Annotated in this window: 22 protein-coding genes, 1 tRNA gene and 1 other RNA gene; 8 read left to right on the forward strand and 16 right to left on the reverse strand. The window is 60.6% G+C overall.

Features of this window, described 5'->3' with window-relative positions; genetic code table 11:
* Positions 1-70: 70 nt before the first annotated feature.
* From ruvA to FEF26_RS08950, 3 genes are all read right to left on the reverse strand, one after another.
* Complete coding sequence (ruvA, locus tag FEF26_RS08940) at positions 71-706, reverse strand: Holliday junction branch migration protein RuvA (RefSeq protein WP_138253195.1); 636 nt, start codon at positions 704-706, stop codon at positions 71-73.
* A gap of 82 nt (positions 707-788) precedes the next feature.
* Positions 789-1,415, reverse strand: coding sequence for a crossover junction endodeoxyribonuclease RuvC (gene ruvC, locus FEF26_RS08945; RefSeq protein WP_341805145.1), 627 nt, complete (start codon positions 1,413-1,415; stop codon positions 789-791).
* Between the two features lie 52 nt (positions 1,416-1,467).
* Positions 1,468-2,229 (reverse strand): YebC/PmpR family DNA-binding transcriptional regulator, encoded by a 762-nt coding sequence (locus FEF26_RS08950; protein WP_138253196.1) that lies wholly within the window; start codon positions 2,227-2,229, stop codon positions 1,468-1,470.
* An 81-nt stretch (positions 2,230-2,310) separates the two neighbouring features.
* Here FEF26_RS08950 and FEF26_RS08955 point away from each other — a divergent pair, with 81 nt between their 5' ends.
* The 3 genes from FEF26_RS08955 to FEF26_RS08965 all read left to right on the forward strand — a co-directional run bounded on the left by FEF26_RS08955 (position 2,311) and on the right by FEF26_RS08965 (position 5,241).
* Positions 2,311-4,338 (forward strand): M3 family metallopeptidase, encoded by a 2,028-nt coding sequence (locus FEF26_RS08955; RefSeq protein ID WP_138253197.1) that lies wholly within the window; start codon positions 2,311-2,313, stop codon positions 4,336-4,338.
* A gap of 83 nt (positions 4,339-4,421) precedes the next feature.
* Positions 4,422-4,763 (forward strand): ArsR/SmtB family transcription factor, encoded by a 342-nt coding sequence (locus FEF26_RS08960; protein ID WP_208012881.1) that lies wholly within the window; start codon positions 4,422-4,424, stop codon positions 4,761-4,763.
* Complete coding sequence (locus tag FEF26_RS08965; protein WP_138253199.1) at positions 4,756-5,241, forward strand: SRPBCC domain-containing protein; 486 nt, start codon at positions 4,756-4,758, stop codon at positions 5,239-5,241. Before FEF26_RS08960 ends, FEF26_RS08965 begins: the two co-directional genes overlap by 8 nt.
* Here FEF26_RS08965 and pgsA read toward each other — a convergent pair.
* The 5 genes from pgsA to FEF26_RS08990 form a co-directional block, all read right to left on the reverse strand.
* Positions 5,238-5,840 carry a phosphatidylinositol phosphate synthase gene (gene pgsA, locus FEF26_RS08970; protein ID WP_138253217.1) on the reverse strand — a complete coding sequence of 201 codons (603 nt, stop codon included), beginning with the start codon at positions 5,838-5,840 and terminating at the stop codon, positions 5,238-5,240. The two genes, FEF26_RS08965 and pgsA, sit on opposite strands and share 4 nt — an antisense overlap.
* On the reverse strand, positions 5,837-6,394 hold the full coding sequence (locus tag FEF26_RS08975; RefSeq protein WP_138253200.1) for an HIT family protein: 558 nt from the start codon (positions 6,392-6,394) through the stop codon (positions 5,837-5,839). The genes pgsA and FEF26_RS08975 overlap by 4 nt, the downstream gene beginning before the upstream one ends.
* Before the next feature lie 6 nt (positions 6,395-6,400).
* A complete protein-coding gene (thrS, locus tag FEF26_RS08980) occupies positions 6,401-8,407 on the reverse strand; it encodes a threonine--tRNA ligase (RefSeq protein WP_138253201.1) in 2,007 nt (668 codons plus the stop codon).
* Positions 8,408-8,487: 80 nt separating this feature from the next.
* A complete protein-coding gene (locus FEF26_RS08985) occupies positions 8,488-9,429 on the reverse strand; it encodes an Fpg/Nei family DNA glycosylase (protein WP_138253202.1) in 942 nt (313 codons plus the stop codon).
* Between the two features lie 9 nt (positions 9,430-9,438).
* A complete protein-coding gene (locus tag FEF26_RS08990; RefSeq protein WP_138253203.1) occupies positions 9,439-9,936 on the reverse strand; it encodes a ribose-5-phosphate isomerase in 498 nt (165 codons plus the stop codon).
* 260 nt (positions 9,937-10,196) lie between these two features.
* Here FEF26_RS08990 and FEF26_RS15735 point away from each other — a divergent pair, with 260 nt between their 5' ends.
* The 3 genes from FEF26_RS15735 (at position 10,197) to FEF26_RS09005 (ending at position 12,080) form a co-directional block, all read left to right on the forward strand.
* Positions 10,197-10,622: a globin gene (locus tag FEF26_RS15735; protein WP_208012882.1), complete on the forward strand. Its 426-nt coding sequence runs from the start codon at positions 10,197-10,199 to the stop codon at positions 10,620-10,622.
* Positions 10,623-10,657: 35 nt separating this feature from the next.
* Positions 10,658-10,730 (forward strand) — tRNA-Arg (locus FEF26_RS09000).
* 33 nt (positions 10,731-10,763) lie between these two features.
* On the forward strand, positions 10,764-12,080 hold the full coding sequence (locus tag FEF26_RS09005; protein ID WP_138253204.1) for a glycosyltransferase: 1,317 nt from the start codon (positions 10,764-10,766) through the stop codon (positions 12,078-12,080).
* On the opposite strand, the gene FEF26_RS09010 is transcribed toward FEF26_RS09005, so the two are convergent.
* Positions 12,034-13,047, reverse strand: a complete 1,014-nt coding sequence (locus tag FEF26_RS09010; protein ID WP_138253205.1) for an acyl-CoA thioesterase — start codon at positions 13,045-13,047, stop codon at positions 12,034-12,036. The two genes, FEF26_RS09005 and FEF26_RS09010, sit on opposite strands and share 47 nt — an antisense overlap.
* Positions 13,048-13,091: 44 nt before the next feature.
* On the opposite strand from FEF26_RS09010, the gene FEF26_RS09015 reads away from it, so the two are divergent.
* Both FEF26_RS09015 and FEF26_RS09020 read left to right on the forward strand, forming a co-directional pair.
* Entirely contained in the window at positions 13,092-13,733 is a 642-nt protein-coding gene (locus FEF26_RS09015; protein WP_138253206.1) for a DUF8185 domain-containing protein, read from the forward strand.
* 190 nt (positions 13,734-13,923) lie between these two features.
* Complete coding sequence (locus FEF26_RS09020; protein WP_138253207.1) at positions 13,924-14,430, forward strand: single-stranded DNA-binding protein; 507 nt, start codon at positions 13,924-13,926, stop codon at positions 14,428-14,430.
* 12 nt (positions 14,431-14,442) lie between these two features.
* Here FEF26_RS09020 and ettA read toward each other — a convergent pair whose 3' ends face one another.
* The 7 genes from ettA to FEF26_RS09055 form a co-directional block, all read right to left on the reverse strand.
* Positions 14,443-16,125 (reverse strand): energy-dependent translational throttle protein EttA, encoded by a 1,683-nt coding sequence (ettA, locus tag FEF26_RS09025; RefSeq protein WP_138253208.1) that lies wholly within the window; start codon positions 16,123-16,125, stop codon positions 14,443-14,445.
* Between the two features lie 10 nt (positions 16,126-16,135).
* Positions 16,136-17,125, reverse strand: coding sequence for an acyltransferase family protein (locus tag FEF26_RS09030; RefSeq protein ID WP_138253209.1), 990 nt, complete (start codon positions 17,123-17,125; stop codon positions 16,136-16,138).
* An 11-nt stretch (positions 17,126-17,136) separates the two neighbouring features.
* Positions 17,137-18,615, reverse strand: coding sequence for a DUF2079 domain-containing protein (locus FEF26_RS09035; RefSeq protein ID WP_243730493.1), 1,479 nt, complete (start codon positions 18,613-18,615; stop codon positions 17,137-17,139).
* Positions 18,612-20,330 carry a polyprenol phosphomannose-dependent alpha 1,6 mannosyltransferase MptB gene (mptB, locus tag FEF26_RS09040; RefSeq protein WP_138253210.1) on the reverse strand — a complete coding sequence of 573 codons (1,719 nt, stop codon included), beginning with the start codon at positions 20,328-20,330 and terminating at the stop codon, positions 18,612-18,614. Before mptB ends, FEF26_RS09035 begins: the two co-directional genes overlap by 4 nt.
* 24 nt (positions 20,331-20,354) lie before the next feature.
* A complete protein-coding gene (locus FEF26_RS09045; RefSeq protein WP_138253211.1) occupies positions 20,355-21,794 on the reverse strand; it encodes a glyceraldehyde-3-phosphate dehydrogenase in 1,440 nt (479 codons plus the stop codon).
* Between the two features lie 68 nt (positions 21,795-21,862).
* Positions 21,863-22,213: RNase P RNA component class A (rnpB, locus tag FEF26_RS09050), an RNA gene on the reverse strand.
* A 32-nt stretch (positions 22,214-22,245) separates the two neighbouring features.
* On the reverse strand, positions 22,246-23,205 hold a 960-nt coding region (locus FEF26_RS09055), incomplete at its 5' end, for an aldo/keto reductase (protein WP_138253212.1).

Genomic DNA, 23,205 nt, shown 5'->3' on the forward strand with positions numbered 1-23,205 from the left:
GTGGATCAGTGCCGCTCACAATCCTCCTCAGCCGCTGTGGTGGTTTCTGACTCTGGGCCTCGCGTCACGCTCATCCGGAACTCACCTTCGCCGTGCCCAAAGACCTCAGTACCGTGCGCAGCACGACGGATGTGCCTGAGTCGATCAGTTCCGGATCAGCTGAGAGCGCATCATCGAGTGCCTTGGTGGCATCCTTTTCGGTCCACCCCAGCGAGGTCAGTGCGGCCCGGACTTCTGCCTTAGTAGCGTCAGCCGGCGAGGCAATGGCGGCCTGTCTTTCCCCCTGCACAGGCGCTTCTGGGTCGATGATGAGCTTGCCTGCCAGTTCCAGCAGGATGCGCTGGGCGGTCTTCTTTCCGATGCCCGGCACTTTCGTGAAGGCGGATGTGTCGGAGTCGCGGATCGCGAGACGCACCTCATGAGGTGTGTGGACACTCAGCACGGCCAGCGCCAACCGGGGTCCTACGCCGGAAATGCCGAGCAGTGTGGTGAAAATCTCGCGTTCATCCGAATCAGCGAAACCGAACAGCAATGGAGCATCGTCCTGCCTAGGCACGAAGTTGGTGAACAGGAAAGCCTGCTGGCCGGTGCCCAGACCGCCGAGAGTCTGGGGGGTAGCGTGAACGGTCAGCCCAAAGCCTGAGACCTCCACGACTGTTCGGTCAAGCCCCACATGGAGCACCTCACCACGGATACTGGAGATCATCGGTCACCTCATGTGAATCGGACGCAGCGGAATAGAACGTATCTTCGACTAGCGTAGCGGTTCGCCGCCCATCGAGGGTGAATCAGCGCCGCGTGGCGCGCCGCTCGGCCTCCTGCCAGGCACGTTGCGCCGCAGTCAGTCCCCCTGCAGTGTTTTCCGCCGCTTTCTGGAGCGCAGTTCGTGATCCTTGGTGGGTCTGGGTTGTGGCGGTCATGCTGTACTTCGCCCCCACCCCAGAACGCCATCCGTGGCATATGGCCACAGCGTAGGCATCGGTCGCATCCACGGGCTTCGGCAACCCCGGCAGGCCGAGGATCTTCTGCACCATCCTGGCTACTGCCCCTTTTTCGGCGCGGCCGTCGGAGGTGACTGCAGCTTTGACCTCGGATGGTGTATGCCAAGCAACAGGGATACCCCGTGCAGCCGCGGCAGCGATCACCACACCGGAGGCCTGAGCTGTGGCGATCGCCGTCGGTGCGTTCGACGAGGAGAAGACCCGCTCAATGGCGAGAACGTCCGGAGCGAATCGGTCCAGCAGAGCTTCTGCTGCACGTTGGATCTCCAGAATCCGCACTGCCAAATCCTCGGCGCTGCTGGTCCCTTTGACCTCCACATGCAACGACTCCCCTGAACGGTTCGGCTGCATCTCGACCACAGCAAACCCGCAGCGGGTCAGCCCCGGGTCAACGCCCATGATCCGCTGCGCCACATGGGATGTCCCAGCGGTGGAGGCGACGCGTCGGACTGCGATAACTCAGCCCCTAGCTCTCTGCCTCAAGAGCCGCGAGAGTCTCGGAGCTGAGGTCAGCGTTGGTATGGATGCTCTGAACATCGTCGAGGTCATCCAATGCGTCGTGGAGCCGAATGAATTTCTTTGCATCGTCGAGCTCAAGGTCGATCTTCATCTCTGAGACGAAAGCAACGTCATCGGAGTCATACTGAATGCCTGCGTCGTCAAGGCCCTTGACGACATCTTGAAGATCACTGGGCTCAGCGTGCACCTCAAAGTGCTCCTCATGTTGAAGGACCTCTTCCACTCCGGCCTCCAGAACGGCCGCGAGGAGGTCATCCTCAGTCAGACCCTCTGCAGTAGGAACCGTGACGACGCCCTTGCGTTGGAACATATAGGCCACCGAGCCGGGGTCTGCAACCGTGCCTCCGGAGCGAGTGACTGCGGTGCGCACCTCCGCGGCCGCACGGTTGCGATTGTCGGTGAGGCATTCCACCAGAAGCGCAGATCCTGCCGGACCGCGTACCTCGTAGGTAATTTCCTCATACTCAACGGCATCGCCTGTCAGCCCAGCGCCACGCTTGATCGCCCGGTCGATGTTGTCATTTGGCACCGACTCTTTTTTTGCCTTTTGGACAGCCAGTGCAAGCGCTGGATTTCCCTCGACATCGGGGCCACCGTTGCGGGCTGCCACTTCGATGTGTTTGATGTACCTGCCATTGATCTTGGCGCGCTTGGCATCTACTGCGGCTTTGCGGTGTTTGGTATTGGCCCATTTGGAGTGACCGGCCATAGTTCTCCTTGTGCATTTTGGTTGCAACAGGCAACGTTTCGGTAGTCTGATTTCCAGACTACTCGTAACAAAGGAGATGCTGTGGCAGAGACACCTTGGACGCGCACGCTGGATTACGACTATCCGGATATGACCACGGTGGACGACGACGCCTGGGCGCCGGCCCGCAAAGCCGCTGTGGAAGCTCAACGCCTTCGAGTCGAGGAGATCGCCGCCACGACCCAACCGGCGACCGTTGACAATGTGTTGCGCGCCTTCGCGCTGTCCGGCCGGGAGCTGGACCGGCTCCAGCGCGCCTTTGGGGTTGTGACAACTGCTGACGGCACCGAGTCACGGCAGCAGGTCCGAGCAGAGGCGGCCCCAGAGCTCGCCGCTCACGCAGACTGGATCACGTTACATCCTGGGCTCTTTGCTCGTTTTAAGCAGCTCCGAGAACGCATCGACTCCGGGCAGGAGGACTCAACGGATGAGCAGAGGTGGTTCCTGCGTCAACTCATTCTGACAGCGAAGGTGGCTGGCGCGGATCTCAACGATGCCGATCAGCAGGAGCTGAAAGGTATCAACCAGCAGTTAGCTCAGGAGGAAACCGCATATTCACGCCTCCAAGTCCGTGAGGCTGCCGAGTCTGCGGTGCTGATCGAATCAGCTCGGGAACTCACCGGACTCAGTGAAAGCAATATATCCGCGGCGCGCGCCGCGGCCCAACAGGCGGGTCATGAGTCCGGCTATCTGCTGAACCTCACCATGCCGGCTCAACAGCCACTCTTAGCCTCTCTGACGCATCGCGAAACACGGAGGAAGGTTCATCAAGCATCCGTGTGTCGCGGTTCGCTAGCAGGTGAGGACGGCAGAACCACCCGCCAGATCGGTGCTCACATCGCGGTGCTGCGTGCCAAGAAGGCAGGATTGTTGGGGTATGAGAATTTTATGGAATCTGTCCTGCCTCTGCGTACCGCGCCGAGTCGTGATGCGGTGGAGTCGATGTTGCGCCAGATCGCTGCCGGGGCGGCAGTCCGCGCCCAGAAGGAAGCGCAGCGCATCGCAGAACATATGGGGCATGACCCCGAGCCCTGGGATGTGACGTTTGGGCTTGAACAGGTCCGTCGATCTCAGCGCACAGACGAACCGTCTGCTGACCTTCCCCTTGATGAAGCGCTCGACCGGCTTTTCAACGCAGCTCGCCGAACCTACGGCATCACTGTGGTGGAAAGGCACGACCTGCCCGGATATGTTTCGGGTGCCCGCAGCTTCGAGGTTTTCGATGGCGAAGCCTTAACGCCAGGTTCTGGGCTGGGGCTTTTCCTATTGGATGTCTACACTCGGTCCACCAAATCGGGCGGCGCTTGGATGAACGGATTCTCTGTTCCGTCGTCGCTTATGGGCTCGAAGGCTGTCGTGACCAACAATATGAACGTCTCCCCACCTGCTGAGGGTGAGCAGACAGTACTGACCAAGGGCGAGCAGCGCACACTCTTTCATGAGTTTGGCCACGCCCTGCACGCCCTGCTGGCTGAAGCGGAGTTCCCCCAGCTGTCCGGAACAGCTGTCCCCAGGGACAATGTGGAATTTCCCTCGCAGGTCAATGAGGTCTTTCAAGAGTTGTTTCGAGACCCAGTTCCGGCCGGGGCAGTGCCCTCCGAGGAACAGCTTTGGGGCAAGGGCACCTCTACTGCCGAGCATGTGGCCGCTGTTGTGATCGACATTGCGTGGCATACGCTCTCCCCCGATGAGGCTGAGGGTGCTGCCCAAGACCCACAAGGGTTCGAAGAACGCGTGATGGCTGACTGGGGGCTCGACCTACCCCTGGTCCCTCCGCGGTATCACGGCGGATGCTTCAAACACATCTTCGCAAGCGCCGGCTATGCAGCCGGCTACTACTCGTATTTGTGGGCCGAGGTCCTGGCAGAAGACTCCAACGAGTGGTTCCGCGAGGTTCTCACCGACGAGGACGCCCTCGCCGAGCGAGGCGCCCATTTCCGCCGAGAACTGCTCTCTCGCGGCAACACACGCGATCCGTTGGAATCCTTCCGCGCGGTCCTGGGACGGGACCCGAACTCCGAACCGCTCCTGCGGACTCTGGTTCCGGAGGTTATGCCGTCGAGCCAATGAAACTCCCCAAAAAAGCCAGACTGGCACTGAGTCAATTCGCGTCACCCATCCTTTGACATGTGACCAATTGGTCACCTATTGTGATGTGTGTGACCGATCATGACCTCGTCTTCAAAGCTCTCGCAGACGGCACCCGTCGTCTAATGCTGGATGCACTGCATGAGCAGGGCGGACAGTCTCTGGGCGCCCTGGAGGAGATCGTCGCCGGCCACACGGATATGTCACGTTTTGGTGTTTCGAAGCATCTGAAGGTGCTGGAAGCCGCTGATCTCGTGATCGTCCGCAAACAAGGGCGGCAGAAGCTGCACTACCTCAATCCCGTACCTATTCGTGTCCTCTACGACAGGTGGATCGACAAGTACACCGAGCCTCAGGTGCGGGCACTCACTGTTCTGAAGCAGAAAGCGGAGAATCACCATGAATGATCTGACCACTCAGGTTCACGGCATCTATATCGATGCCCCTGCGGAGAAAGTCTGGGCGGCGCTGACGTCCTCCGAGTACAGCAACCGGTATGGATACGGGGGAGACATCGAGATGGATCTCGTACCCGGAGGCGCTTTTCGCCATCTGACGACTGATGTGATGAAGAAAATGGGCATGGGAGATGTGGCTGTGACCGGCACTGTGGTGGAGGCTGACCCGCCGAATAAGCTGGTCTTGGATTGGTCTGCAGTCTGGCATGATGAGCCGCCGAGCCGGCTGACGTACGAGATCGTTGAAGGACCCTCGGGCCTCACCCGAGTCACCCTGACGCACGAGCTTCCGCAATCACCACAGACCGCAAAGGACGTGGCCGGCAACGGAGATGCCGAAAACGGCGGCGGCGGGTGGCCATGGGACCTCTCGAGCCTGAAGACGCTGCTGGAGACCGGGAAGCCGATGACCACCGCGGGCGCTTAGCGGGCTTGACGGATGACCGTGGCGATTCGCTGGATGACGGTGATGAGCGACGCCGCCGCGAGAAGAGTCAGCACCACCAGCAGTGCTGTTTGCGGAACACCGAGACCGATGAATCCGGTGAAGACCAGAGTCAGCACCATACGCTCAGGCCGTTCTGCGATTCCGGTGTTCGCGTCGTATCCGAGAGACTCAGCTCGGGCCCGAATGTAGGACACCAGCAGTCCGAGGATGAGGCAGACGCTGGCGGACACCCCGATCCAGTAGTCGTCACCGGTGCCGAAAAACCACAGCATGAGTCCCAGGAAGACGGCGCTGTCTTGGATTCTGTCAAAGACGGAGTCCAGGAATCCGCCGATTTCGCTCTTCTTATCCCCGAGCCGCGCCATGAGGCCGTCAACGAGGTCGCTGAACACGAAGAGCGTGATGACGACGGTTCCCCAGAAGAGCTGGCCGAGGGGATAGAAGATCAGGGCTCCCAAGCTCACACCGGCTGTTCCGATCACTGTCACGGCATTCGGCGTCAGGCCCAACCTGAGCAGAAGCCGGGCCAAGGGGGTGAAGACGGTGGAGAAGAACGTTCGCAAGTACCGGAGCATCAGGCGCCAGCTCCCTCCGACCATGCTTCAGCCACCAGGCTTCGAGTCTCTCCCAGGGTCGCGGAGAGGTTTTTGGTCTGGGCCACGATGGGCAAGAAGTTCGTGTCCCCGCCCCAGCGCGGAACAACGTGCTGGTGTAGGTGGGCGGCGATGCCCGCGCCTCCCACCTTGCCCTGGTTGATCCCCAGGTTAAAACCTGCCGGCTGCGCGACTTGGCGAAGCACGCTCATCGCTGTCTGCGCCAGGGTGATGAACTCGACGGCTTCCTCTTCTGTCAGATCAGTGAGGTCCGGTACATGCCGGTAGGGACAGACCAGCAGATGCCCTGGGTTGTACGGATAGAGGTTGAGCAGTACGAAGCAGGTCACCCCTCGGTGAACAATCAGGGACTGCTCGTCGCTGCGCCGGGGCCCTTGGCAGAAGGGGCAGTTGCCCTCATCGGTGACTTGGTCCTGACCTCGCGTCTGGTAGGCAGCCCGGTGAGGGTTCCACAAACGTTGGAAAGCGTCAGGCACCCCGGCCAGTTCTGATTGGTCCTGGTACTGGGGCTCTGTCACGCCGCTTCAGGCTTCCCGGCTCTCGATCGCCTGCACAATGCGCTCAACCGCCTCATCGATCGGGACTTGGTTCTCCTGGCTGCCGTCACGGAACCGGAAGGACACCGCATGAACCTCGACATCGTCTCCGCCGGCAATCAGCACGAACGGTACCTTGTCCTTGGACGCTGTACGGATCTTCTTGGGGAAACGTTCAGTGCTGTCGTCCAGCTCGGCGCGCACCCCGCGATTCTTCAGTTGCTCCACCACATCGGCGAGGTAGTCATTGAAGGGTTCTGCCACGGGAACCCCGCGGACCTGAACAGGGGAAAGCCACGCGGGGAACGCTCCGGCATAGTGCTCTAGGAGGATGGCCGCGAAACGTTCGATGGAGCCGAACAGTGCCCGGTGGATCATGATCGGTCGCTGCCTGGTGCCATCTGCGGCGGTGTATTCCATTTCGAACCTCTCAGGAAGGTTCAGGTCGACCTGAACAGTCGATAACTGCCACTTGCGACCGATGGCGTCGGTGACCTTGAGGTCGATCTTCGGCCCGTAGAACGCCGCCTCACCTGGGATCTCGGTAAGCTTCAGGCCCGAGTTCCGACCAACATTGCGTAGCGCGTTCGTCGCAGCCTCCCAGTGCTCCTCTGAACCGATCCACTTGGACTTCTCCTCATCCTTCATGGACAGTTCGAGCTCAAAGTTCTCCAACCCGAAGTCGCGCAGCAGAGAAATCACGAACTCCACAACGCCTTGGATTTCATCCTCTAGCTGGTCAGCGGTCACAAAGAGGTGGGCGTCGTCTTGGGTGAAGCCGCGAACCCTTGTCAATCCGTGCAAGGCGCCGGAACGTTCGTTGCGGTACACGGTCCCGTTCTCGGCAAGCTTCATCGGCAGGTCACGGTAGCTGCGGCCGCGTTCCTTGTAGATGAGGATGTGCATGGGACAGTTCATGGGCTTCAGGAAGTATTCCTGGCCCTGTTTGGTCACATTGCCGGCCTCGTCGCGCTCTTCGTCCATCTTGATGGGCGGCCAAATGTCTTCCTCGTAGGTGGGAATGTGGCCGGAGCGCTCGAAGAGGTCTCGCTTGGTGATGTGGGGGGTGTAGACGTAACTGTATCCGGCGGCAAGGTGGCGGCGTCGGGCGTGCTGCTCCATCTCTCCGCGCAGAATGCCGCCATTGGGATGCCATACGGACAGGCCCGAACCAATGTCTTCGGGGAAGCTGAAGAGGTCCAGCTCTTTGCCGAGCCGGCGGTGATCGCGCCGCTCAGCTTCAGCGAGCCGTTCCTTGTAGGCTTTGAGGTCGTCCTTAGTGGCCCAAGCAGTGCCGTAGAGGCGCTGCAGCTGCGGGTTGGTTTCCTTGCCGCGCCAGTAGGCGCCGGCTGCACGCATCACAGAGTAGGCATTGGCTATCAGCTTGGTATGCGGCAGGTGGGGGCCCCGGCAGAGGTCGCTCCACACTCGCTCTCCGCGCCGGTCGACGTTGTGGTACAGGGTGATGGTGTCGCCACCAACTTCCATGGCGGCGCCTTCTGCGGCTTGCTCAGCCTCATTGCGCACGCCAAGCAGTTCCAGTTTGTACGGCTCGTCGGACATCCGAGCTTTGGCTTCTTCAAGAGTGACGACTTCACGCTCGAAAGTCTGCGTCTGGTTAATGATTTTTTGCATCGACTTTTCGATCTTCTTCAGATCGTCCGGCGTGAAGGGGTTCTCCACATCGAAGTCGAAGTAGAAACCATCAGTGATGTAGGGACCAATTCCCAGTTTGGAACCGGGGAAGAGCTGCTGCACTGCCTGCGCCATGACATGGGCGGTCGAGTGTCTCAAAACGTTGAGCCCGTCCTCTTCTGAGATGTCGACAGGCTGAAGGTCCGCGTCGGCGGGAATCTCGCGCGAGAGGTCCCAAAGATCACCGTTGACCCTCATCACCACAACTGTTGGTGAGTCTTCGAAGAACGTGGTGCCTGTGGTGCCCGCCTCAAGGGTCGTGGGTGCGCCGTTGAGGGTGATGCTGATCTGCTCGGACACGAGTCTTCGAATCTCCTACAGTTGGTGAAAAACACTGACCCCGCGATTCTACGCGCTAGCAGTGCTCTGCGACGACGGTGCTAGCGGACTTGGCAGCCGGGGCACCAGTAGAGTCGACGCCCTTGAAGCTCCCTCATAAGGATGGTCTCGCCGCACCGCAGGCAGGGTGAACCCTGGTGGCGATACACCCAATGGGCTCGCACTGCGGCGGCACTCCTGCCAGGGCGTGCACGGCGGCTGTGGTGAAGGTCGGCCCCGCGAAGCCCCAGTTCGGGGTCTTCCGGCCGAAGAGTGCGGATTGAGCCTTCGCGGACACCGGTATGGAGCTGTTCAGTGATGGTTGCCCAGAGTGAATCGCACTGCTCAGCGTCCAGGCTCTGGGATGGCGTGTCAGGGTTGATGCGTTCCACGAACAGCGATTCCGCCCGGTAGATGTTTCCGACCCCAGCGATCACCGCTTGGTCCATCAGCGCTGCGGCAATGCTGATGCGCCGTCGGGCCAGGTTGCTTTGGAAGCTTGCGAGCAGCTCAGGATCGATCTGTCCGCTCGTTTGGCGCAGCGGGTCAGGTCCGAGCCTGTTGACCAGCGCCTCGTACTGCATGGAGTTGAGAATGCGACATTTGACGGGACCCCGCAGGTCAGCCCACCCGTGGGTCACGTGGATCCGTGTCCGGACGGCTCCCTTGGGAGCATCAGGAATGATCCACCCGGCGTGGTCGTACTGTGGGGCGGTCACGCGTGAAACGGGCCGCTCCTCCCCCAGCACATCGGCGGTGACAAAGCTGTCGTCGCCACGGAATCCGAACGAGCCGTAGAGTCCCAGGTGCACCTGCCAGATATCGGCGTCAATGTGCACCAGGAGGTGCTTGCCCCAGGCTTCTGCACGTTGGGGCTTGCGATCATTCAGGCGCGCGGCGCCCGCGTCGAACCGGCCCTGCGGGGAGCTGACCCGCCAGGGCTGTCCTACGAAGAGTTGTTGGATCCGGCCAGCGAGCCGGTGAATGGTGTGACCTTCGGGCACAGGGTGGACTCAGTCCAGGATTTCGCCGGTGGTTTCGTAGTGGCTGATCTTGCCGATGCGCCGGCTGTGCCGATCCTCACCCGACCACTGCGCGCTGAGGAACTCCTCGACGATGCCCACAGCCTCGTCCAGGCTGTGCTGACGGCCCCCGATGCCCACCACATTGGCGTTGTTGTGCTCACGCGCCAACCGGGCAGTCTCGCGGTTCCACGCCAAAGCTGCCCGGATACCCCTCACTTTGTTCGCTGCGATCTGCTCACCGTTTCCGGAACCGCCGAGCACGATACCCAGCGCTGGGGCTGTGTCCGAACCGGGGGCGCCGTCGTACTGTGACCACTCCTCGGCAACCGCCTCCGCTGCCCGGAGGCAAAAACCTGGGTAGTCATCCTGGGCGTCATATTCGCGCGGCCCATGGTCTATGACCTCATATCCTTTGGCGGTCAGGTACTGGACCAGATGCGCGGAAACTTCCATACCGGCGTGGTCGGTGGCTATGTGGACGCGCATGGTCAACCCTCTCTGACAACTTCGGGAACAAGCGCTGACCATCATATGCTGAAGAGACTATGACCGACGAGCAGAACGACGACGCCTCAGCACCCAGGGAACCGCAGTTGCCTAAACTCTCCCGCCGGTTGGGAGCACCGATTGCGACAGTCCGGCCAGCTGGCAAACCAGCTTCGCGCGTGACTGGACGGCCTGGAGCCTCCGATGGGCCGGCGGTGCCTCACCAACCGGGACCTCCTTTGCCGAAAGACCTGGGACATATGCCGGGGCCAGATGGGCGCCCGGTCCCCCAGGAGGCGGATCCGGACGCGGTGGATCCCCACAGCTTCTACGCCCAGGTGGGCGGGCGTGAGACGTTTCAAAAGATCGTCGATGTCTTCTATGACCAGGTCGCCGAGGATGATGATTTCAAGGCCTTGTACCCGGAAGAGGATCTCGGTCCCGCCAAGGAGCGGCTGCTGATGTTTCTGGAACAGTACTGGGGCGGTCCGCGCCGCTACCAGGCTCAGCGCGGACACCCCCGCCTGCGTATGCGTCACCTGCCGTTTCGGGTCGATGCTGCTGCCCGCGATACTTGGCTGAGGTACATGCACAACGCGGTGAAAGCCGTAGAGCTTTCGCCGATGCACGAAGCTGAGCTCTGGGACTACCTGGAACGGGCCGCGCACTCGATGGTCAACAGCTGACGGTAGGATGTACTGTCGGATCGCCTGCGATCCATGCCCGAGTAGCTCAGGGGATAGAGCAGCGGCCTTCTAATCCGCCGGTCGGGGGTTCGAATCCCTCCTCGGGCACCCCGTGGTCCCCAACGTCGTCGAAAGCACCGCATGCCCATTGAGTCCGGAGCCGGCCCCCAGGCGGCGGCCCGACGTGTGGTGATGCTCAGTCTCCACACCTCGCCTCTAGCTCAAGCCGGCACTGGTGATGCCGGTGGACTCAACGTCTATGTCAACGAGCTGGCGCACGCTCTCGCAAGCCGAGGTACTGCAGTGGACATCGTCACCACTGATCTCGACGGTGGATGCGCACAGGACAGCTCAACTGCCCATGAGAACAGCGGGGACCGAGTCAGCACCCTGCAACCAGGGTTGAGAGTCCACGTGCTGCGCGTGTGCAAGCGGTGCCGCGAGGATAAGTCCCGGCTTCTGCAATGCATCGAAGACCTCTCCAGACGGGCCCTGGCTTCACTTCAAATGGTCGACCCCCAGCCAGTTGACCTGGTTCACTCCCACTATTGGATCTCTGGCCTGGCAGGCATCAGCCTCGCAGACTCACTCAACGCTAAGCTCGTGCACACAATGCACACCATTGGAGCAGTGAAGAAGGAGCGGGACCCCGACTCTACGGAGGACCCCCGCCGGCATGAAGCCGAGCAGCTCATCACCGCGACAGCCGCTACTCTGACAGCCAATACTCGCCGTGAGGCCGAGGACTTAGAGCGAATCTTTGACCTGCCAGTTCACCGCATTGCCATGGTCCAGCCAGGCACAGCGCTGGAGACCTTTCACCCGCCTGAGGGGGATGATCCCCGGGTAGAACCTCCAACGCGCCGGCCCCTGCGCCTGACGTTCGCCGGGAGGCTTCAACCCCATAAGGGTCCCCAAGTCGCCGTGGCGGCAGTCGGAAGACTGCGCAAGCTGCTGCCAGGACTCTCCGTGGAGCTGACTGTCGCAGGCCGACAATCCGGTCTCGACAGCGTCGACATCGCAGACCTTGCGGAGAAGGCGGGAATCACCGACATTCTTGAACTGAGGACACCGCTCCCCCACCCGGATCTTGCAGACCTTTTTCGCGCCTCAGACGCGCTGCTGGTGCCTTCCTACAGCGAGTCATTCGGGCTGGTCGCACTGGAGGCCAAAGCCTGCGGCACTCCCGTCCTGGCGCATAACGTGGGAGGCCTGGCGGAACTTGTAGACCACGGCACTACGGGCATCCTCATTGACACCCTAGATCCAGACCAATGGGCTGCGGCCATCCACGGGCTCGTCAGCGACTGGGGCCGGTGGAAGGCCTTCAGCGAGGCCGCTGCGCAGTTGGCCCGAAGCTACTCTTGGGACTCCACCGCGAAGCAGGCACTTCAGGCCTACTCAGAAGCACTCAACCCATATAGCGCGATCGCCACGCAGCCTTGTACTTCTGATTAAGGTCCCTTTGGGCTTTGCCCGCTGACACGGCACGCTGCTGGACCTTCTCGCGAAGCATGGATTTCAGCCCCTGTGGTGGACGTATCATGCCTTCCTGGGCAACTGTCGCCACCAACTCCCCGGCACGAGTGTAGATAGCTCCGGTGCCCAACCCGCGTGAACTTTGCGCAGAGGGGCTGTCCTTGACATAGAGCAACCAATCATCGGCACGCGCCGACCGATGCCACCACATGGCGTGGTCAAGGGAAGCGATCTTCATCCCTGGTTTAGCCCAGTAGTAACCGTGCTGACGCAACACGGGCTCCAGCAGGGTGTAGTCAGAGGCATAGAGAATAGCAGCCCGGTGAACATTGGGGTCATCGGGAAGCGGGGCTTTAGTTTTCATCCACACTGCCGACGCCGGACGCCGGTCACGGTCTGCCTCCAGGTAGATGGGCCGATCAATGTGACGCAGCTCGAAAGGACGCCCGCGCCCCCACTCACGCATCACGGGGTGGTCGATGTGCCCCAGCAGCTCATCCGGAGTCGGCAGTTCCTCAGGGTCAGGGATAGCGACCGGCATCGTGTCCTGGTGGACTGGCCCGCCTGAGGGTTTCTGGAAGCTGGCGATCATGGACAGGATAGGTGTGCCGTCCTGATAGGCCTGAGAGCGACGGGCTGAGAATGATCCACCATCACGCAGCCGTTCGACTCTGACCTCAATAGGCTTTGTGGCGTCACCAGGACGGAGGAAATACCCATGGACTGAATGCACCACCCGGCCAGGCTCCACGGTGCGCATCGCCGCCGTGGTCGCCTGACCAAGGACCTGGCCACCAAAAACCCGCCAGAACGCCTGCTCGAACACAGGAGCTATGAACCGGTCCTCGCTGCCCCCGTCATCTGGCAACTCCTCCAGGTCAAGCATGCCGACCAGCCGGTCGACCGCCTCCTCTGGGGTCGGGACTCGGTACTCTCGTTCCGCCATCGCCGGCTCCTCCACTAATCTGTGCATGAAACAATGAACATCCTATGACCCAGCACCTTCACTTTGCCGAAGCAGCCATCCTCCAGGACTTGAACACCTACATTTCACGCGGTCGCCGAATCAACGAACAGGGAATTCGACTGCAGGCTTTGGGCAAAGTCCTGGCCGCGTGGCTTCCCGTCATGACCCCCTCCACGCTGACCTCCCGCATCCCGGCCGTCCTTGGCCTGCGCACTATGGCACTGGCCGAAGAATCTCAAGCTGATATCACAGTGGAACTGTCCTCTGTGACCGAACGACTAGCTCGAATGAACCCCGTCGAAACCACTCTGGCGCTACCCCCGAGCCGCATTAACGCTCCCTGGGCTGCCGTCACCCCGCCGCGCAGCGGTTGGGCGCTGCGGGGAACTATGAGGGACGCTGATTTACGCCAAGTGGCGCAGGAGGGCATCGCAGAGGTGGCGGAGGCCGTGCCACAGACCGCTGGCCCACATGTGGTGGAGCAGGTCCGGGAACACATCTGGAGCCTTCCTCTGGAACACAGAATGCCCAAAGGAGCTGCCTTCGGCGCTCTCTCTATGGGCTTCTTGCAGGACGGCGAGGACGCCACAAGCACGATCCACACTCACGGCAAGTGGGTGAGGCTGACATCAGCCGGCGGGTTTATCCTCTCCAGAGCTTCCTAGAGCCTCCGGGATCGTCCACAGAGACCCACCCGGGCACACGGCTCGCCGAGGAGTCCACAGGGTCTCAGGCTGCCAGTCTGGCCAACTTCCTCGCCCGGCAGACTCGACACATGAGTCGGATGCGATTGATCACGGCCCGCCCCGGCTCTCCTCAGAGTCTGGCCGTGGGATACAAGGAGTGATCAACGTCATGACCGAATCCATTACTGTGCGGGGTTTCGCCGGCACGACCCCCGAGGTGAAGAACCCCGATTCCGATAATCCTGTTGCCACGTTCAGGTTGGGGGCGACGCCTCGGTGGCGCAGCGGTCAGACTGGTGAATGGACATCCGGGGAGACCAATTGGTACACCGTGGCGTGTTTCGGGCGACTTGCTCTCAACGTTGCAGACTCGTTGCACAAGGGCGATCCCGCGGTGGTTGTTGGACGGCCTAAGGTTCGGACGTGGACAACGGATCAGAACGACTCTGGTGCCGAGATCGAGATCAGCGCCCAGAGCGTCAGTCACGACCTCAAGTTCGGAACGACTCAGTACCGCAAGGTAAGTCGTCACGACCCCGCCCCTACGGAAGAAGAGACCCAGCCCCCGGCAGCCGGTGACGCGAATCCAGAACAGGACTCCGCGCCACCGAATCGCCAGGACGGGGAATCGTCAGCGCTGTGGCAGGGGGAACCGGCCCTTCACAACGCTGCTTGATCAGACTGCGGCTCAGTCGCGCGTCAAACGCCGGTGGGTGACCCGGCTTGGCCGTGCTGCGTCAGCTCCCAGCCGCTCAACCTTGTTCTGGGTGTAAGACTCGAAGTTGCCCTCGAACCAATACCAGTTGGCGGGGTTATCCTCTGTGCCCTCCCAAGCAAGCACGTGGGTGGCCACGCGATCCAGGAACCACCGGTCGTGGGAGATGACAACGGCACAGCCGGGGAACTCCAGCAAAGCATTCTCCAGTGAGCTCAGAGTCTCGACGTCAAGGTCGTTGGTGGGCTCATCAAGAAGGAGGAGATTGCCGCCCTGCTTGAGCGTCAGAGCCAGGTTCAGTCTGTTGCGTTCACCACCGGAGAGAACACCAGCGCGCTTCTGCTGGTCAGGGCCTTTGAACCCGAAGGAGGAGACGTAAGCACGTGAAGGCATCTCCACGTTCCCAACTTTGATGAAGTCCAGGCCGTCGGAGACGACCTCCCAGAGGCTCTTATCGGCGTCGATACCGGCACGTGACTGGTCCACATAACTGATCTTGACCGAATCACCGATGGTGAGATCGCCGCTGTCTAGGTCTTCCATTCCGACGATGGTCTTGAACAGAGTGGACTTGCCGACACCGTTGGGCCCGATGACCCCGACGATTCCGTTACGAGGCAGCGAGAAGGACAAACCGTCAATGAGTATGCGATCTCCGTAGCCCTTTCGCAGGTTCTTGGACTCAATGACTTGAGTGCCCAGTCGGGGGCCCGGTGGAATCTGGATCTCTTCGAAATCGAGTTTCTTGGTCCGCTCAGCTTCAGCAGCCATTTCCTCATAGCGGGCCAGTCGGGCTTTGGACTTTGCCTGGCGGCCCTTGGCGTTGGACCGAACCCACTCGAGTTCCTCAGTCAGCCGCTTGGCAAGTTTGGCGTCCTTCTTGCCCTGGACCTGCATGCGGGACTGCTTCTTCTCCAGGTAGGTCGTGTAGTTGCCTTCGTACGGGTAGAGCCGACCTCGGTCGACTTCACAGATCCATTCGGCGACGTGGTCGAGGAAGTACCGGTCGTGTGTGACGGCCAGGACAGCACCCTCGTAGGAGGCGAGGTGCTGCTCCAACCAGAGCACCGATTCTGCGTCCAGGTGGTTGGTTGGTTCGTCCAGCAGCAGCAAATCGGGCTTGGACAGCAGGAGCTTACACAGAGCGACTCGGCGTCGTTCACCACCGGAAAGGTGCGTCACCGACTCGTCTCCGGGTGGGCAGCGAAGAGCATCCATCGCCTGATCCAATTGGGAGTCGATGTCCCAGGCATTGGCGGCGTCGATCTCTTCCTGGAGCTTACCCATTTCTTCCATCAACGCTTCAAAGTCAGCGTCCGGGTTGGCCATCTCATCGCTGATCTCGTTATAGCGGACCACCTTGGTGTAGACCTCGCCCAAGCCTTCCTGGACATTACCCAGGACCGTCTTGTCCTCATTGAGAGGAGGCTCCTGCTGGAGGATACCCACGGAGTACCCCGGGCTGAGCCGGGCCTCACCGTTGGAGGGCTCGTCCATCCCAGCCATGATCTTCAGGATCGTCGACTTACCGGCGCCGTTGGGGCCCAGCACGCCGATCTTAGCTCCCGGATAGAAGGACATCGTCACGTCATCGAGGATGACCTTGTCGCCCACCTTTTTGCGTGCTCTTACCATCGAGTAAATGAATTCAGCCATATTCAGAAGCCTATCGGAGTTTGGCGGCGACTCGTTGGTGTCGCGGCATCACGTAGAGCCACGCCGTCCACGGCCGAACCCACACGAGAACAAGGGTGAGAACCAGCGATACCACTGTCATGAGGAAAACCTGAACACCTGTTGTGAGGTCCATCGTTGAGAAGACGTGGTCTCTGAGCAGCACAATGATCGGGAAATGAGCCACATAGACCACCACCGAGCTGCGACCGCACCACTCCACGAATCGGACCGGTCGGCCCCGCGGCAGCCGGGGTGCGAGCCAAATGACCACTGAGATTCCCAGCACGGAAATACCGGCCGCTGCCAGAGATCCGATCCGTAGACTGCGATCGTCGACTCCCATATGGGCAAAGGCGGCGACAGCGACCATGAGCGGAACTACCAGCACCCAGTGCATTCTCACCCAACGATCGACCTGGGGTGCAGCCCACGCGCCGAGGAAAAAGAACGCTCCGTACCAGAATGTGCTTCCAATCAACCCACCATGGACCGCTGTTGTTGAGACGTAGGTCCCGATCATGGCGGCGAACATTGCCAGATAGGCCCAACTATGGCCTGCCGGAGCCCGCGCTACCATGGGTTTGAAGATCATCGCCGCTGTGTAGCAGAGCAGCAGCGCCATCAGAAACCACAGATAGTCTCTGTGGAACTGCCACTCCAAGACATTGGGAACGCCGACGCCTTCGCGGACGAAGAACCCATAGAGGCACAGCCAGACCAGGAGTGGCCAGGCGATTGCAGCGACCTTTCCCCATATGTACAGCGGCAGTGGCTTCACCAGAGACCGGTAGAGGAGCATTCCTGACATAAACATCAGCAAGGGCATCCGGAACGGCGTCAAATGCCGGTTGACGTCTGCCCACCACTCAACACTGGCGCCGGCGATGTTCTGACTGTTGGCGTGCAAGACCACGACCAGCAATACGGCGAGACCGCGCAGGAAGTCCATCCACTGCATCCGCGGGGCTTGAGTTTTCACGGGGTACAAGACTAGTTCACGAAGTCAGTGCAGGTTTGGTCATTGGGAATATCTCGGTAAAGCACCCAGAGGCCCTCATCGTCTTGGGCGACCGTCTCGAACCCCAGGCGCCCAGCGCGCGCGAAGGCTTCATCAGGACTGAGCGGGTCATTGCCCCCCAGTTCCTCCGCCCAGGTGTCGATGATGAGCCAGTTGACCCGCGAGTCATCGATGGTGCCCGCTAGGCCCACATAGGAGTGACCAGTCAGATGTGGAACCGCAGTATCGGCCGCTTCGACACATGACCCCTCGGGGATGAGATCCACTGCTCGCTGATGAGCATCAGCGCGCTCAGGCATCTGCCAGTTCTGTCCCGTATAGGTCCAGTGCAGAGGAAAGATCTGGTTGTCACGATCCGTAGCCCACTGCACGACAGCACCACCCACCACTGACAACACCATCAAGCTCACCGGCAATACAACCGCGGGCAGGAAAGTCTTCTTGCTGTGGGTCCGGCCCCGGATCCTGCGCAGCGTGTCGAAGGCCGCCAGGAGGAAGATGACCGCCAAGGCCGCGTCATAGTGGTACACCAGCCCCCAGACAGTCAGCCGGTCGTTGAAAAGCCTGGACAGGAGCATCGGCAGCGCAATGACGGTGTAAGGCGAGGCGAGCGGCAACAACCACAGGGGCACCAGGTGAGCGGTGAGCAGTGCGATCTTCAGCGGATGATCCACCAGGATCGGCAGTGCGTTCCACGGCTGCGTCAGCAGGAAGACAGCCGCAGCGCCTGCACTGGGTCCGAGCGCGGTGTAGTCCCAGTAGGAGAACTCGCCGTCCGGGGCGAAATGAGGAATGACGACGCCCACTGCGACCCACAGCCCAACGAGGCCCAGAATGGTCAGGACACCCGCTTGAACCCAGTGCCTTCTGATCAACAGCACCGCGGCGATCGCCAGGCAAGTGGCACCCATGTCTTCGCGCACCAGAAGCAGCACAGCGGACAGCAGAACAACTGTCCATGCTCGCTGGCGTTCAAGCGCCCAGATCACCCACCCGAGAATGGGCACTCCGAAAGCGATTTCGTGGAAGTCCCAGTTGATAAAGGCCTGAAAAGGCCACCACAGCAACAGGGCCGCGGCCGCAAGGAGACCGACGCGGTGACTGAACCACCCACGCACCACCAGGTACACCGGAATAGCAGCCGAGACGAGCAGTACCACTAATGCGATATTCAATACCCGCGGGTCATCCCATAGCCAGTAGAGCGGAGCTAAGGTAGCGATGATCGGATGAAAGTGATCTCCGAGGAGATGGAAGCCATCTCCCTTGATCGGGACGATGGGGGCATCGAACTGTGCGTAGCGGCGCACCGCCTGGTCGAAGATTCCAAGATCGTAGCCGCGGGCCTCGAAATTGCGGAACCGGAGAAACGAGTGGGCCAGGTAGAGGGCGGCGAATCCGGAGATCACAGCAACAAGGCCTAGGGCTTGCTGCGCCGAGACGCGAGTCACTTCGGGACCCTGCGCTGATCGCCTAACACCGGTAGTTCTCCGGTATGGAGTTGCTCCGCAGTTTGTGCGGGCGGACTCTCACCTCGGTTCGGATCGAGAGTCTCCAGATGAATGCCGTCATAAGTGTGCAACGCGTAGGTTTGACTGCGTCCTGGTACGCGCAAAAGTAAGGGAGAGGCCAACCAGCCGCGGGTCCACACCCATCGACCAGAGGGCAGAAGCGCTATCACCGTCATACACACCACTGAGGTAGCAAGTGAGAGCCGGAGCATGTCCTCATCAAGGTTGAGGAACTCCCAGACTGACAACTGGTCCTGAGCGCCGTAACAGATGAAGAAACCAACGGTAAAAATGACCCACTTGGTCTGCCAGTCGTTTCGGATACCAATCGCAGCGAACAGCGGCAGCAGCCATAGCAGGTACCACGGGTGAATGATCGGAGACAGCACTACAATCGCAGCAAAGGCCCACGTCATGCGCTGCATCAGATGCCGGTCCCGGCCCAGGAACATCAGTGCCACCACAATGAGTACGCTGGCGAGTCTGCCAATAAGCCGGAGAGTATCCAAGGTCCACTCCGCGTCCTGCCCGAAAGCATGCAGGATGTTGGTCAGGGTGTCATCGACAATCCCCAGTGGCGACCAGAATGACTTGCCCGTATCGCCTGTGCCCGCCAGTACCATCAGCCATCGGATGCCGTAGCCGTTGACCCACCCCACAGCCAGGAGAACAACACCAGCTATTCCAGCGGTGAGGAACCAGTACTTGAACTTGCGCCACCAGCCGGTCTCACCATCCCCCCTGGATGCGGCCCATAACAGCGCCACAAAAGGAAGTAGGACCAGGGAGATAATTTTCATTCCCACCGATACTGTCACCAGCAGTGTGGCAACCACTCCCCTGGACCAGTGTCTGTTGGCGGTGGTGGCAGCGTAGATCCCGGCGAGGGCAAACCCCATCATGAGAGCGTCGTTATGCGCGCTGGAGATGAAGCTGATGATGAACAGGGGGTTGGCGCATGCCAGCCACTGCGCGCGCCCTCCGTGGACACCAAAGTGCTCCGCCAGTTTGGGCACATAGACCATGATCAGAACGACGCCGGCGACGCAAGCCAATCTGAAGAGCAGAACTGCCGTATCCACATGATTATTGGTCACCCACATAACCGCCGCTTCGATCCAAAGGAACATGGGACCGTAGGGGGTCTCCGATTGGGCCCACATAGGGTCTGTGCCGAAGTGGAACCAATTTTCCAGTTGGGACACACCCTCCTGGTAGGGGTCGCCACCTGCCAGCACCAGACGTCCTTGATTGAGATAGGCGAAGACGTCTCTAGAGAAGATAGGCACACAGAACAAATGGGGTACCGCCCACACCGCCGTGGCGATGTTCACCACCCGCAGGCTTCCAGGTTGCCAACTCTGCCGGTCAGCTTCACGGAGTGCACGGCCCAGCAGCAGCCAGGCGTGAAACATCACCCAGCACCCGAGAGTAAGCGCCACAGTCGAGACGGCGACGCCCCAGGGTTCCGTACGAAGTGGGATCACCCAAGACCATCGGTTGATGTCTGATCCGTTTGCGAGCCACCCCACTCCGAAAGATCCGAAGAGCACGAGAACGGAACCGAGGAAACCCTGGATCAGAGCACGTCGGATTCCCGGTGTTCTCAGGGGAGGCTTCTCAACTTCGCCTTCTGGTGGGGCAAGACTGGGCACCTGAAGAAACTACCACTGCGCCGCTTAGAGTCGCGGATACTTGGGCGGCTCGGACTGGGCGATGTGCTCAAGCACACGAACCACCTGAGCCGAGTAGCCAAACTCGTTGTCGTACCAGACGTAGAGTATCGCCTGCTTACCGTTGACGATCGTGGCCAAACCATCGACCACACCTGCGGCAGTGGAGCCGACAAAGTCCGTCGAGACCACCTCAGCTGAATCGATGTAGTCGACCTGTGAGTGCAAGGGCCCCTCCAAGGACTGCTTGCGCAGAAATGTGTTGAGCTCATCTTTGGTCGTTGGTCGCTCCAACTCCAGATTAAGGATCGCCATGGACACATCCGGGGTCGGAACTCGGATGGCATTACCAGAGAGTTTCCCGGCAAGCTGCGGAAGTGCCTTCGCTACCGCTTTAGCCGCACCTGTCTCAGTGAGCACCATGTTCAGCGCTGCGGAACGTCCTCGCCGCTCCCCCTTATGGAAGTTGTCGATCAGGTTCTGATCATTGGTGTAGGAGTGCACTGTCTCCACATGTCCATGGTCAATTCCATAGTGATCCTGCATGAGTTTCGCGACCGGGGTGATGGCGTTGGTGGTGCAACTGGCCGCTGATAGCACCGCTGAATCGTCGTCGATCTGTGAGTGGTTGACACCGTAGACGATGTTCTTGATGTCGCCCTTGCCCGGGGCGGTCAACAGCACGCGGCTGGCGCCTTCAGACTGGAGATGTTTGCTGAGACCGTCACGATCGCGCCATATACCAGTGTTATCTACGACGACGGCGTCCTGGATGCCATAGTCGGTGTAGTTGACCTCTTCAGGGCTCGAAGCGTAGATGACTTGAATGTAGGTGCCATTGGCAATGATGGCGTTGTTCTCTTCATCGACTCTGATTGAACCGGCGAAGGGGCCGTGTACAGAGTCTCTGCGCAGCAGCGAGGCACGCTTGGCCAGGTCGTTCTCCTTGCCCTGTCGGACCACAATTGCCCGCAGCCGCAGTCCAGTAGCAGAAGAAGCATGCCCAACAATGATGCGGGCTAGCAGCCGGCCGATGCGCCCGAAACCGTAGAGCACCACATCCTGAGGTTCAGCGCGCCCCTGACCCTTCTTGCCTATGACATCGGCGAGCTCTTCTCTGAGGAACGCATCGAGGTCAGCGGTCGTGGAGGCTTTGAAACGGTTGTTGAGCCTGGCGATGTCAATGCTGGCAGCGCCTAAGTCCAATGTGTGCAGTGCCTGGATCAGCGGGAGCGTTTCGGAAATCGGAAGCTCGACCTCATCCACCTGGCGGGCGAACCGATGGGCCTTCAGAATGTCGATCGCGGATTGGTTGACCAGCTGGCGTCCGTAGATGCTGGTGACCACGTTGTTCTCGCGGTAGAGCTGGCCGATTAGAGGGATCATAGCCTCTGCCTGGGCTTCGCGGTCGATCCATTCGTTGAGGTGTTTACTCACTGCGGACATGGAGGAGGGAGGTCCTTTCGACTAAGACGTCTTTGTCTTGCTGACTGCTCTACTCTATACAAGCCTGCGGGGTGGGCCGGCCGATAAGCCGGGTTCTGTCGTGGACCATCATCCATCTGGGTACCGCGTTGCCGCGGTCCTCAAGCGGTCAACCCGAATACTCGGGCGGGCAACCCTCATACGTATCCTGCTCGACCTTGCTCCGGATGGGGTTTGCCTAGCCGCCCCAGTCACCTGAGGCGCTGGTGGGCTCTTACCCCACCGTTTCACCCTTACCCGCGCTGGAGACCAGCGACGGGCGGTCTATTTTCTGTGGCACTGGCCTGCGGGTCTCCCCGAGTGGGCGTTACCCACCATCCTGCCCTGCGGAGCCCGGACTTTCCTCGACACTGCGGTGCCGCGATGGTCTGGCCGACCCACCCCTGCGAACCATCCTACTCCGAGGTCTGCGTCAGCTGGACGGCAGTGGAGCTTCCGGGGAGATCAGGCCCTGGTCAAGAAGCTCATCCCAGAAACTGCGTGGGATTTCAGCAGCCATGGCTGAGACGTCTTCTGCTATCCGACCTGGTCGGCTCGATCCGGGAATAACGGCCGCAACTGCGGGGTGGGCGCTCGAGAACTGCAGGGCGGCGTCTTTAAGGCGGACCCCGTGGCGATCGGCGACCTCACGCAACCGGCTCACCTGATCCTTTATGTGTTCAGGGATCTCCGCGTAGTCGAAGTGCTCCCCACCCAGCAGCGCCCCGGAATTGAAAGGTGCGCCCACAATGATGCCCACGTCTTTCTCCTGGGCGGCCGGCATCACTCGCTGCAGTGCGCGTTTGTGTTGAAGCAGAGTGTATTGGGTGGCGGTGAGACTCATCGTTGGTGCGTTGTGGTCCATGTCGAGTGCCAGCTCGATGGGCTCCACGGTGTTGAACCCGAGTCCCCAACCGGATATCACGCCTTGCTCCTGAAGTTCAGAAAGCACTGGGAAGGCGCCGTTCCGCGCTTCGTCAAACCGTGTGATCCATTCGTCGCCGTGGAAGTCACGTGAGATGTCGTGGACGAAGACATAGTCCAACGTATCGGTCTGCAGACGCTGCAGGCTTTCCTCGATGGAGCGTTTCGTGGCGTCGGCCGAATAATCGTTGGCCAGCTGATTGGGGCGCCCATCCTCGAACAATCCTGACTTCTGCTCGTGATCTTCCAGGATGAGCCGGCCCACTTTGGTGCCGAGGGCATAGTCACCGCGCGGACGTTCCTTCAGCACTTCTCCCAGCCGTGACTCGGCCAGTCCCGCCCCGTAGAAGGGGGCGGTGTCAAAGTAGCGGACCCCGGCTTGCCACGCCGCTTCCACAGTCTTTAGAGGTTGCGCGGGTAGGCGGGGTGTCGTTGGTTCCCGCGCTCGGGTGTGTCGCTGCAGGCTGAC

Source organism: Nesterenkonia salmonea (assembly GCF_005771525.1).
GTDB classification, from domain to species: Bacteria; Actinomycetota; Actinomycetes; order Actinomycetales; family Micrococcaceae; genus Nesterenkonia; species Nesterenkonia salmonea.